At 45.7% G+C, this 12,141-nt stretch carries 14 protein-coding genes; 4 read left to right on the forward strand and 10 right to left on the reverse strand.

Going from position 1 to position 12,141, the window contains the following annotated elements:
* Positions 1 to 129 precede the first annotated feature (129 nt).
* On the forward strand, positions 130 to 351 hold the full coding sequence (locus M654_RS18335) for a DeoR family transcriptional regulator (RefSeq protein ID WP_003184500.1): 222 nt from the start codon (positions 130 to 132) through the stop codon (positions 349 to 351).
* Between the two features lie 132 nt (positions 352 to 483).
* Here M654_RS18335 and M654_RS18340 read toward each other — a convergent pair whose 3' ends face one another.
* Positions 484 to 1,215, reverse strand: a complete 732-nt coding sequence (locus tag M654_RS18340) for a pseudouridine synthase (protein WP_026588313.1) — start codon at positions 1,213 to 1,215, stop codon at positions 484 to 486.
* A 41-nt stretch (positions 1,216 to 1,256) separates the two neighbouring features.
* Entirely contained in the window at positions 1,257 to 2,882 is a 1,626-nt protein-coding gene (locus M654_RS18345) for a putative polysaccharide biosynthesis protein (RefSeq protein ID WP_026588314.1), read from the reverse strand.
* A gap of 232 nt (positions 2,883 to 3,114) precedes the next feature.
* Between M654_RS18345 and M654_RS18350 the strand changes: the two genes are divergently transcribed.
* The 3 genes from M654_RS18350 (at position 3,115) to M654_RS18360 (ending at position 7,100) form a co-directional block, all read left to right on the forward strand.
* Positions 3,115 to 4,389: a BaiN/RdsA family NAD(P)/FAD-dependent oxidoreductase gene (locus M654_RS18350; protein WP_026588315.1), complete on the forward strand. Its 1,275-nt coding sequence runs from the start codon at positions 3,115 to 3,117 to the stop codon at positions 4,387 to 4,389.
* A 229-nt stretch (positions 4,390 to 4,618) separates the two neighbouring features.
* On the forward strand, positions 4,619 to 6,157 hold the full coding sequence (gene opuD / locus M654_RS18355) for a glycine betaine transporter OpuD (protein ID WP_035428239.1): 1,539 nt from the start codon (positions 4,619 to 4,621) through the stop codon (positions 6,155 to 6,157).
* A 430-nt stretch (positions 6,158 to 6,587) separates the two neighbouring features.
* A complete protein-coding gene (locus tag M654_RS18360) occupies positions 6,588 to 7,100 on the forward strand; it encodes a hypothetical protein (RefSeq protein WP_026588318.1) in 513 nt (170 codons plus the stop codon).
* A gap of 125 nt (positions 7,101 to 7,225) precedes the next feature.
* On the opposite strand, the gene M654_RS18365 is transcribed toward M654_RS18360, so the two are convergent.
* The 8 genes from M654_RS18365 to M654_RS18395 form a co-directional block, all read right to left on the reverse strand.
* Positions 7,226 to 7,408, reverse strand: a complete 183-nt coding sequence (locus M654_RS18365; RefSeq protein ID WP_026588319.1) for a sporulation protein Cse60 — start codon at positions 7,406 to 7,408, stop codon at positions 7,226 to 7,228.
* 136 nt (positions 7,409 to 7,544) lie between these two features.
* On the reverse strand, positions 7,545 to 7,859 hold the full coding sequence (locus M654_RS18370; RefSeq protein WP_026588320.1) for a rhodanese-like domain-containing protein: 315 nt from the start codon (positions 7,857 to 7,859) through the stop codon (positions 7,545 to 7,547).
* Between the two features lie 60 nt (positions 7,860 to 7,919).
* On the reverse strand, positions 7,920 to 8,072 hold the full coding sequence (locus tag M654_RS23640) for a hypothetical protein (protein ID WP_179115699.1): 153 nt from the start codon (positions 8,070 to 8,072) through the stop codon (positions 7,920 to 7,922).
* Complete coding sequence (locus M654_RS18375) at positions 8,069 to 9,175, reverse strand: response regulator aspartate phosphatase (protein ID WP_236251149.1); 1,107 nt, start codon at positions 9,173 to 9,175, stop codon at positions 8,069 to 8,071. The genes M654_RS23640 and M654_RS18375 overlap by 4 nt, the downstream gene beginning before the upstream one ends.
* A 109-nt stretch (positions 9,176 to 9,284) precedes the next feature.
* Positions 9,285 to 9,647: a DnaJ family domain-containing protein gene (locus M654_RS18380; RefSeq protein ID WP_026588322.1), complete on the reverse strand. Its 363-nt coding sequence runs from the start codon at positions 9,645 to 9,647 to the stop codon at positions 9,285 to 9,287.
* Positions 9,648 to 9,703: 56 nt separating this feature from the next.
* Positions 9,704 to 10,348, reverse strand: coding sequence for a YesL family protein (locus M654_RS18385; protein WP_026588323.1), 645 nt, complete (start codon positions 10,346 to 10,348; stop codon positions 9,704 to 9,706).
* Between the two features lie 16 nt (positions 10,349 to 10,364).
* Positions 10,365 to 11,642 (reverse strand): Gfo/Idh/MocA family protein, encoded by a 1,278-nt coding sequence (locus M654_RS18390; RefSeq protein ID WP_026588324.1) that lies wholly within the window; start codon positions 11,640 to 11,642, stop codon positions 10,365 to 10,367.
* 14 nt (positions 11,643 to 11,656) lie between these two features.
* Positions 11,657 to 12,127: a hypothetical protein gene (locus tag M654_RS18395; RefSeq protein ID WP_026588325.1), complete on the reverse strand. Its 471-nt coding sequence runs from the start codon at positions 12,125 to 12,127 to the stop codon at positions 11,657 to 11,659.
* Positions 12,128 to 12,141 lie beyond the last annotated feature (14 nt).

Genomic DNA, 12,141 nt, shown 5'->3' on the forward strand with positions numbered 1-12,141 from the left:
TCTAGATCATCGTGTATAATATTTATTGATCATTTTCAGGGAAAGTGATCACAAATCGTCCATGCTGCATTTTGGAGTCGTAAGTTGTGGTAGTCAAGTCCATTCGATCATACGATAGGGAGTGGTTGTTTGAAACCTTCAACAAACCGAATGCTAACCAGGATCAAATCAGTCTACATGTTCATTCAAGAAAAAGGACTCGTTACAACCCAGGAACTGGTTGATGAATTTGGCACTACACCGAGAACAATCCAGCGTGATCTGAATGTGTTGGCATACAACGATTTAGTTCATAGCCCCAGCAGAGGCAAATGGGAAACAACAAGAAAAAAAGTAAAAATCTCCTCGTAGAAATATTCTGAAAAATAGAACATTAACGCAAAATATCATATAAGACAACCATTAAACATACAAAAAGCACCAAACGTCAAGTACGTTTGATGCTCCACTGCTTTTCATAGAATACGGGCTCTGCCAATTCTTTCAGACACTCGAATGATCAGAGTGTCTTTTGTTTTTTAATGCCTCAAGTTCGGATTCTTTCAGCTCCCTGTATTCTCCAGGCAGAAGCTTTGGATCGAGCTCGACATCCCCCATTTTCAGCCGCTTCAAAAAGATCACTTCGCGGCCGACGGCCTTCAGCATCCGCTTGACCTGATGAAACTTTCCTTCCGTGATCGTCAAAAGCAGCCGGCAGCTGTTTTCATCCTGTATCACCGCTTTGGCAGGCTTAGTCATATATCCTTCGCCGATGTCAACTCCTGTCTCAAGCTGAGCGGCAGCCTCCGGTGTCATCGGCTGATCAACATGCACTTCATATGTTTTCGGCACGTGTTTTTTAGGCGACAAAAGCTGATGCGACAGCTGCCCGTCATTGGTAAGAATCAGCAGGCCTTCCGTATCTTTGTCAAGCCGTCCGACAGGAAACGGCTCAAACCTTAAAAGCTCGGGATCGAGCAGATCAACAACCGTCTGCTGACGGCTGTCCTCCGTTGCCGAAAGCACCCCCTGGGGCTTATTCATCATCAGATAGATGAACTCCTGATAAAAGACAGGCTCACCGTACACCGTCACTTCATCCGCATCTGGATCAACCTGTGCTTTCGCATCCTTGACCATTTTGCCGTCTAATGCCACCGCGCCGTTTTTCAGCATTTTTTTGACATCTTTTCTCGAGCCGTAGCCGCTGTGCGACAGAAACTTATCCAATCTCATACAGCATGTCTCCCTTCCAGATCAAAAGAAAAGCCTGCTCATCAGGCTTTTCTTTTGAAAAAGCGATTTAGCCGCTGACCGAAGATTTTTTCCAGCAGTTTCAGCCGATAAGCCAAATACAGATAGATCGCACTGCCGGCCGCGGATGTGATGAGGATCACGATGGCGGAACGAATCGGTCCGCCTTCATAGGAAATAAATAAGCCGAGCAACGCTTGGACAACCCATAAAACAATTCCCATAACCGCCGTCAGAATCATCATCAGCAAAAGCCTTTTAAACAATTTTCGATAGGAATATCCTGCATGGCGTTTGATCATAATGAAACCGTATAGCAAGGATGCTGAATAGCCGAGGGCTGTCGCCAAAATCGAACCGTTCCCCTGAAACAGCTTGATCAAAGGAACGTTGAGCGCGATTTTGATGATGATTCCGATCAACAGGCTGACCACCGCAAATTTCTGCTTGTTCACACCCTGCAGCATCGCTGCATTGACAGTGAATAGAGAAAATAACAAGGCCAGGGGTGCATACCAGAATAGGATATTTTGTCCCATTTCAGGGTGCAGGTTGTCAGATCCATAAAAGAACGTGTACACCGGTCCTGAAAGGAGCGCCATACCGACTGATGCCGGAAGGACGATGAAAAGAATGATCTGCATCGCCTGATCAATCTGTCTGTTTAAAGCGGGAAAATTTTTGTTGGTGAAGTTTTCGGTCATCGCCGGGATCAGCGTCAGTCCGAAGGCCGTCGCAAGAGATACCGGGATCATCACCAACTTGGGAACATACAGCGTCACAATCGCCAGCATGTCCTGGCTGATGTCGCCATAGCCCGCTTCAATCATCGCCTTATTGAACGTATTCGTATCAATATACTGATAAAGCGGAATCGCCAGCCCGACAAACACGTAAGGAGCGGCATAGCAGAACAGCTCCTTAAACATCTGCGTATACGTAATATTGGATGGCGGAACGAGATTCGGCTTTAGCGCCAGCAGTGCGCCTTTCCGTTTCTGCCAGGAAAAATAAAGGGTGAAAAGCCCGGCAAACGCACCGATCAAAGCGGCGAAAGTCGCATAGCCGACAGCTACGACGAGACCGCCGTTCAATACTTTCATCACCAAATATGTGGCGGTTAAAAGAAAGACGATTCTGGCAATTTGCTCAACCACTTGTGAAACGGCTGTGGGCCCCATCATCTGATGACCTTGGAAAAATCCCCTGACAAGTGCTAATATCGGCACGACCAGTAAAGCCAGACTGACCATGCGGATGACGTAAACGACATGTTCAATCGTCAGTCCGTTGTTCTCTGCACCGCCGAGGGCCACCTGTGCAAAAAACGGAGCGGACATGTAAAGAATCGAAAAAGCAATAATGCCCGTGACGAGCATCATCGACATTCCCGCGCGCAGCATCCTTCTCGTTGTCTCGTAATCACCGATCGAATTATATTTCGACACAAACTTGGACACAGCCGCCGGAAAACCCATCGTGGCAATGCTCAAAAACATCGTGTATTGATTATAACCGTACTGGAACAGGGCACCGCCCGTGGCACCGACCATAGCTCCGAACGGAATCAAATAGATCATTCCAAGGATCCTTGAAATATAGGTACCAAGCGTTAATGTAAACGTGCCTCTTAACAGTTTGCTTGACATGTTCCCAATCACCATTTTTCTACAATAGATTCAACTTTTCTATTTTAACACACAGGTGCTTCACCTAGGTAATAATAACATGGCTAAATTTTAACAGAACTTGCTTCATCGTTTTCTAAAGGGGGCGTTATTTCGTTATAATATAAAATGAAGCGCGGATGATGATTTGTCACTTTCTGAGGCATCTCTGCATCCGGCAGGCTTTACACAAAGGAAAGTTGAGGATATGTTTATGAGTCAATTCGATTGTATTGTCATCGGCGGAGGACCTTCCGGGCTTATGGCCGCCATCGCGGCCGGTGAGCAAGGGGCCGATGTTCTCTTGATCGACAAAGGTAACAAACTCGGACGCAAGCTGGCCATTTCAGGAGGCGGACGCTGCAATGTCACCAACCGTCTTCCCGTGGATGAAATCATCCGCCATATTCCCGGAAACGGACGCTTCCTATACAGCGCTTTTTCCGAATTTAACAATGAAGACATCATCGCATTTTTCGAGCGCCTCGGTGTCAAGCTGAAGGAAGAGGACCACGGAAGAATGTTTCCCGTTTCCGACAAAGCGCAGAGCGTTGTCGACGCCCTGTTGAAAAGGCTTGAGCAGCTGCATGTGACAATCCGGACGAACGAAAGTGTCAAATCGGTCATATATAAGGATCAGAAAGCATGCGGCATCATCACAAACAACGGAGAAAACATTCCAGCCTCATCAGTCGTTGTGGCGGTTGGAGGCAAAAGCGTGCCCCATACCGGGTCGACGGGAGACGGCTATGCATGGGCTGAAAAAGCGGGCCACACGATTACAGAGCTCTTTCCGACAGAAGTTCCGGTCACATCGGCCGAGCCTTTTATTAAACAAAAAACCTTGCAGGGCTTATCATTGAGAAATGTCGCCGTCAGTGTGCTGAACAAAAAAGGAAAGCCTGTCATCACCCACAGGATGGATATGATTTTTACGCATTTTGGCCTTTCAGGCCCCGCCATTCTGCGATGCAGTCAATTTGTCGTGAAGGAATTAAAGAAACAGGAAACAGTCAGACTGAAGATCGATTTGTTCCCTGAGCTTCACGAAGAGCAGCTTTTTCAACGGATGCAAAAAGAGCTGAAAGACGCGACGAAAAAAACGCTGAAAAACGCGCTGAAATCATGGATGCAGGAAAGGTATCTGCTCTTTCTTTTCGAACGCAATCAGATCGATCCTTCTGAAACCTTTTCATCTCTTTCCAAAGACCGTTTCAGAGCGTTCGTCAAAGATTGCAAGGAGCTGACCGTCAGTGTGAACGGCACGCTTTCGCTCGATAAAGCCTTTGTGACAGGCGGCGGTGTTTCCGTAAAAGAAGTCGATCCTAAAAAAATGGCCTCCAAAAAAATGGACGGTCTCTATTTCTGCGGGGAGATTCTTGATATTCACGGATATACAGGTGGGTACAATATCACATCAGCCCTTGTCACCGGAAGGCTGGCCGGCTTGAATGCAGGCGAATTTTCAATCGCTCAAAGAAAAAAATAAAATAACCTCAACCCCTTGACAAACAAGGATTTGCGAGGCATCCGCGCCAAGATTCAGACTTGTGCCTTTTTTGAAAAGTATGTTACGGTTAAAGAGTTTTGTTTCACCTGATTGTGGGGTAATAGGAGAAGCTAGGCCAAACCTCCTGAGAGAGAATGAAATTTTTATGTGCAACTCATACTAAACATATGGATGGGAAGAAGGACGAAAAATGATTTAGAGGGTGAGGATGAATTTGAAAAATATCTCAAGCGTTTTTTGGATTGTGATTGTTATCACATCAGCAGCAGTATTATGGGGAATCGTTGCTCCGGATAACCTACAAGCGTTAACGAGTTCGATTCAAGGATATATCACGAATACACTTGGATGGTATTACTTATTGGTGGTTTCTCTATTTGTAGCGTTCAGCATCTTTTTGATCTTCAGTCCGATCGGAAAGATCAAGCTGGGGAAACCGGAAGAAAAACCTGAATTCTCTCGCTTATCTTGGTTTGCCATGCTTTTTAGCGCAGGTATGGGCATTGGTCTCGTATTTTATGGCGCGGCTGAACCGATCAGCCATTATGCCATTAGCTCTCCATCAGGTGAAACAGAAACAGCCCGGGCCTTCAGAGATTCTCTGAGGTATACATTTTTCCACTGGGGATTGCATGCATGGGCAATTTATGCGATCGTCGCTCTTTGCATCGCGTACTTTAAATTCAGAAAAGATGCGCCTGGCTTGATCAGCGCGACTCTGTTTCCGGTCTTCGGCGACAGAGTCAACGGACCGCTTGGAAAAGGGATTGACTGCATCGCTGTATTTGCAACCGTCGTCGGTGTAGCGACAAGTCTCGGAATCGGCGCCACGCAGATCAACGGCGGACTCCATTATCTATTCGGAGTACCGAACAGCTTCCAGGTGCAGCTGGCGATCATTGCAATCATCACCGTTCTGTTCTTAATTTCCTCATGGAGCGGAATCGGAAAAGGCATCAAGTACTTGAGCAATACGAACATAGTGCTGGCCGGCATCCTGATGATCTTTATGCTGTTCGTCGGACCGACGGTATTGATTATGAACTCGTTTACGGACACGCTTGGAACGTATATCTCCAACGTAGTGCAAATGAGCTTCCGCCTTGCGCCTAATGATCCGGACAGCCGTGAATGGATCAATTCATGGACGATTTTCTACTGGGCTTGGTGGATCTCCTGGTCGCCGTTTGTCGGTATTTTCATCGCCCGCGTATCAAGGGGGCGCACAATCAGGGAATTTTTGATTGCCGTCTTGTTTGCGCCTACTGTGCTGGCGTTTCTATGGTTTTCAATTTTCGGGGTTTCAGCGATGGATCTTCAGCAAAAAGGGACCTTTAACATTGCAAAACTGTCTACAGACACGATGCTGTTTGGAACATTTGACCACTACCCGCTGACTATGATTACATCTATCGTTGCCTTGGTGCTCATTGCCGTATTCTTTATCACTTCTGCAGACTCGGCAACATTTGTTCTCGGAATGCAAACGACTTACGGTTCACTGAACCCTGAAAATTCGGTCAAGATATCATGGGGCATCATCCAGTCAGCAATGGCTGCGGCGCTTCTGTATTCAGGCGGACTATCGGCGTTGCAAAACACCGCGATCCTGGCCGCTCTGCCATTTTCAATCGTGATCATCTTCATGATCGTATCGCTTTACAAATCTCTGTCCCAAGAACGGAAAGAGATTAAAAAGTCCGAACAATTTCAAAAACCGAGAAGCCCTCGGGTGAAAAAAGCATAACTGAATAACTTCAATAAAAGCCGGCTAAAGCCGGCTTTTTCTTTATCTTTGAAATGCGCTGGCGACAGGAGCAGGAAGCTTTGGGAACTTATACGATGCTTTCCGCCGTCACCGCAGTATCAGGTCTTGTGTGTACAATCATTTTGGATGTTTTTAATGGCCTATGAAGTATCATTCCAGCATATAAAGAAGATCACGCTTTCTGTACAAGCTGATGCTACTCATTTCTTTTGTTCTGAAATCATCTTTTATACTTCTCAAGTTCGACTGTTTACTACATTCTTTATTTATCATTTGCTTGAATAACACATGAAGACTTAAATTAATTTTTCTTTTTTTTACTAAATTTCCCTTAGAATTTGCCGATAAAAAAATTGGAGGAGGTGCCATTTCATAACATTCATTAAAATTGTTTAAAGGAGCGTTTAAAATGAAAAAAATCATGATCAGTTTGGCTTCATTAGCAGCCGCAATTTCTCTTTTTGTTTTCCCTAGCAGCAGCTCTGCAGCAACATACTACAGTGCTGGACCAAGCACTCCAAGTCTACTAGTTGGTGTTTATGGAAAAAATGTATGGTCTCAAAAAGCGTACTGGGATCTTAGAAACATTGACAGCATTCCTGATACAGCTGTAATAGAATCGATCAATATTCGTTATGGATTAGATTCCAATGCAGGCATGAATTTCAGTAATACCCATGTGGCTTTATTTAATGAAAAAGGTGAAGGCAAATATACGTATACTGGCAATCCAATTCCTTCTTATGGTAGTTTAATGGATTCTGGTTTAGCAAACCCTTATTTTAGAGGTCAAAAAGTGAAACAGCTATGGAGTGTTCAATACTATACTTCAAATAGTCTTCGCGGCTATATAAAGCCTAACTTGAATATTTTTTGGAAAGATCCCAGCTTAGGACATTCAGGAAGTGTCGCAATCCAATAATGATTTTTAACTAAAGGGCTGAAAATCAGCCCTTTATTCATATTTTTATCTCTCATCCGATCACGACTTTCCAGCGCCTAGTTGATCTCGTTTTCAATGTTGTCAATAATAGATTATAAAGTCTGTTATTTCCTGTATAAAATAAGTGCCGAAAAACAGTAAAGCTGTTCGCCTTGAGGGTCGCATGCGGCAGATACGTCATATTTTATATCGACCAGCTGGTCTTCGGACAGCTTTTTTAAAAATTCGTTGATTTCGTGCTGCAAATCTTTTTCGTGTTCTTCATCAAATACGGCAACCTTCAGCATACGCTCTCTCCTTTCTATATGAAAGGTATTCACGAACAGCCGAAGTTATGATCAAAAAAGAGACTGTGAGGCGCTTGGCGACGTTCGCATTGCAAAATGAAAAAGCTTCTTACCGCCAAGATAAGAAGCTAAGACCTTATGTTGTTTTCGGCTTCGTATCGCCGGTCCACTCAAGCATGCCGCCGATCATGTTTGTCACGTCAAATCCTTTGTCCTTCAGGTAGAGGCAGACGTTCTCACTGCGCTTCCCTGAGCGGCAGACAAAAATATAAGATTGATCTTTTTGAAAGATGTCGATCTTTTCCGGTATGTCACCCATCTTAATATGAACGGCTTCCGGGATCATGCCTTCGGCCACTTCTTCATCTTCCCTGACATCAATGATGTTGAGCGTTTCTCCTTTTGAAAGCTTTTCCTGCAGCTTGTCAGGTGTGATTTCTTTTACTGTCATATTTCCAGCTCCCTTTATCATGTACGTGAACATATTATAGCAAAAGTCAGGAGCGGATTTCTATCGGAGGGTGCTTTGGTTCAGCTTGTTGTCGGGAAAGATCGATTTTCCAAACGATTGGAAAGATCCGCTGCCCGCGGCGGCTCCCTCTGCCATGCCCGCTCCAACCAGACAGACCAGCATGACAGCTGAAAAGCAAATGACCTTTTTCATATGATCCCCTCCTTCACTTTGCATATTTGATTTCTTGCACAACGGGATTTCTCAAGATACAAATCACTTTTTTTGTCATCACCCGAGCACAGATAGTAATCGGCAATATCTTTTGTCAATTCGGCGACATCCACCCACAGCTTCTTACCTGCCAGGTATTCCAATGAAAATTCGATATCCAGCGGATTTCCGGTATCATACAAGGCAAAAATAAGCCTGAATTTCGCCGTATATTCTTCCTCACCATCTTCGACAGACCTGGAAAAGCCCTTTTTGCAGAGCCGGCTCGCTTCTTCGCGGCGGCCGTTTTTATACATGAGATGAGAAAGTTCGAAGATGGTGTTGATGCCAAAAACGGACCGCTTATGGAGATCAACGGCAAGCGCCTTTCGAAAATGCTCCTCCGCCAAAAGAGGCATGTTCCGATTCGCATACTTCAGTCCCATATTATGATGGATGAGTCCGATAATTCTTTCATTTTGAAGAGAAACGGCCTGATCCAATGCCCGTCGGTAGTGCTTCTCCCCCTGCTTCATGCGGAACAGGTCAAACTGGTTCGAACCGAGAATCATGTCGCATCCAATCGCTTTATCTATGTAATCGTCATGTTTGCTGAAGATGGAAAGCGCTTTTTCGGCATGGTTCATCGAACGGAAATGATCATTAATCTGATAGTAGGCGCCCGCGATTTTATAATGAAATTCCGCTTTTTCGATTTCATCTGTCAGTTTATATAGTTTGTTTTCCGCTTTCTTGTAGCAGCTGATCGCCTCAAGATAATTTTTCTCATGAAATTCGTACATGCCGGAAAAAAAGTAGAAATAGTATTGAATAACATCATCAGCATGCACAATCGTTTCCTTCTGTCGTTTGATTTCTCTGAAAAGCTCGGCAGATTCGGCAAACTGTTCGGTCATCAATTTGAACCTGTAATCGAGCAGATGAAAATAAAGCTGTAAATCTCCTTGTTTCTCCATTCCCGAAAGCAGCCTCTTAATCTCGTACTTTAAAGATACAGCTTGGAGCGCTTCATGGCGCTTGATCATGGTATACCATCGGTTCAAAAGTCCGGCCGCCTTTTCGTACGCCGTTTTCGCATCCACTTCTTGATTCATCCTTTCTTATTTTCAAAAAATGGCCATACTATTATTTCCTTTTTATAACTTTATTTTACAGAAAATGATTGTTGTTAGCAATCAATTTTCTAATCGGTCAGCTCCAGTGCTTCAGCTGGCTTTCGAGATTTTGCGCTGTCACAAGGCCCTTTTGGAACTGGCTTGGACAGGAAAGATTGTATTTTTTGATTTTCCGGTTGATGTCTTCAATCTCTTCTTCCCGTTTATTCGATTTGCTGGCTTTTTCGATTTCTTGCTTTATTTCCTTTTGCAGCTTCAGCCATTCGGGCAGATATTTGGCGTTTTTCAGCGTGCTGGAAAGCGCGTCTCCTTGAAGCGCTTCTTTTGAGAGCGGTTTGCCGAAGCCGGGCAGAGATTGAACACCGCCGTCTTGATTAAGACTGTCTTGAACAGCCTGATCGATCCAGTGAATATAGCGTTTATCATTTTCTTTGCTCATGTGTACCGCCTCCTTTCATGAAAAAACACACCCGCTTCATAAACGCAGGTGCAGTGTCACGCTTCCGCTGAGTGAGACCGCTCCGCCGGACCCGTTGCTTCCGCCTTTTTCAGGACTTGATAGGCCAGCCACATGATCGAATAACCGAGCAGGCTGACGCTGAAAAATGGAACGATTCCCGGCAGGTAGGCAAAAACGGCAAACAGCAAGGCGGTAAGCGCGATCATCGTCAAGGTATATTGCAGGTACGAAATCCCGAGAAGCAGGGAAAATTTTAAATACAACCGCTTTTTCCAGTCGAAATGGGCCAGAAGCGGAAACACATAGAACAGCATGATGACGTATAAAAACCCGAACACCATAATGACGAAACGAAGAATGTGCAAAAATAGATTTTCCGGATGAATAAATGCCAGATCAACATAAATAATCGCTCCAACGATCAATAGAATGAAGCCGATTGCGTTCGCGCGGAAAAATTCCCCGCGGTACGCCTGCCAAAACGTCCGAAAGATCGGAATGTCCGAGCGGCCCATCACCCATTTCCTTGTGACGGCAAATAAAGCGGCGGTCGCCGGCATAAATCCGAATACACCAAACCCGAAAAGTGTAAACGCAAACCACAGCAGATTGGCATAAGAAAATCTCATCACCCACTCGCAAAAGCTCAGCACTCTTCCCATGGAGACATCCTGTTCCACGTTTTTAGCCCCCTTTTCAGTGTATGGCTTGGACCTGAAGAAGCTCTCGAATGTCGATCGGCCTTTTTTCCTTGATGGAACGCCACAATCCTTCCCCGGCTGCGATCGAATAGGCGCCGGCTTCAGCCCCAGCCAGAATCTCGTAATCCCTCAAAGGGTCTTTTCCTGAAAACAGCTCCTCCATAAGCAGGGGATCTCCGCCGCCATGTCCGCCGGGCTTCTGAACGACGCGGATCGTTTCTTTCGACTCGAACAGCGGAAAATAGTCGATCGTCTGCTCATCCACTTCAAAAGGAATTCTTCCTGGAGCATGGTATTCTTTCGTTTCCAGCCTTCCTTTTGTACCGTTGATCGCAAGGCGGTAGCCTTCATACGGAGCGGAAAAAAGCAGCGAATAATTCAATATGGCACCCCCGTCATATTTCAAAACGGCGGCGTAGGTGTCTTCGATGTCGATTTCTTCATCGAATATACAAGCGTCAGGCCGGTAGCCGGAGTATAAAAGATGCTGATTGTCATCCGCTTTGATGTGGTCATCCTCGGGATCGCCGTCTTTCCATCTCATATAGTAACGGCATTTCTTTTTGACGTGACATGTCCCGCAATAACGCGGCTCCCCTTTTTCAGGGTTCATTTCACCGTCCGGTCCGTAGTAGTTCAGACCGCCGTAGGAAAAGACTTCACGGGGTTTTTGATCAAGCCACCAATTGACAAGATCGAAGTGGTGTGTGGACTTATGGACGGAAAGCCCGCCGGAGTACTTTCTCATTCTGTTCCAGCGCTTAAAATAGCTCGCTCCATGGTACGTGTCGATATACCAGTTCAGGTCAACCGATGTAATGGTGCCGAGCTTTCCTGCAAGAATCATCTCTTTAATTTTGCGGTGGAATGGATTATAGCGGTAGTTGAACGTGACGGTCACTCTGCCTTTGCTGGCCTTTTCGGCTTCCAATACAGCTCTTGCATCCCCGGCTGTTGTCACCATCGGCTTTTCAGCAATCACGTCGATATTCTTTTTTAAAGCGCCCAAAATATAGCGGGCATGTGTATCATCGCGGCCCGCAACAATCACAGCGTCAGGTTTGACTTCCTCAAGCATGGCCTCAAATCGTTCAGCGCGAAAAAAAGGTACCGGCCCAAGCTCCGGAAATCTCTTTTTGCAGACGGCTTCCCGCAGCGGATCATCATCCAAAAGCGCGGCGATCGAGTGCTTCCGTCGGTATTGCTTCAGAAGAGGCTCGATAAACATATTGATGGCGCGGCCGCTCAGCCCGCAAATCGCATATTTTTTCATTGGCACCCCTCTGTTCATTGACCTTGAAGCGTCTGAATGAGCTTCACCGCTTCAGAGGTTTTCTTTGCATAGACCGGAATAAATGCAGCCATATCCGTGTTCAGTTGAAACGTGTAGCCGTTCAAACGTTTTTCCCCTTTTTTAATGATGGCGGCATACATCTGCTCCCGGCCGTTTTTGCCGGCAGCACTGTATGGCGACCGCTCTTCTGATCGAGCCTTGAGCGGCTGAAGTCCTTCAGGATCGTAAAAAGGTTCAAACATGTCTTCTGGAACGATAAACAGATCTCCTTCTTTCGCTGCGATTTCAACAAGCAATTTTTCGGGTGAAGCCGGGAAAGCCGTAACATGCAAGCCCTCTTTCCCGGCGGCTTTCCCGATGTTCTGCTTAACTTGTTCCGGCGCATCGGAAAAGACAAAAACATCCGTCCCCGCCGCCTCGCCCTTTCCGCAGGCAGAAAGAATAAAGGCAGCGATGGCCGGCATGAATAGCCAAACAA

Source organism: Bacillus sp. NSP9.1 (assembly GCF_000465465.2).
Classification (GTDB): domain Bacteria; phylum Bacillota; class Bacilli; order Bacillales; family Bacillaceae; genus Bacillus; species Bacillus sonorensis_A.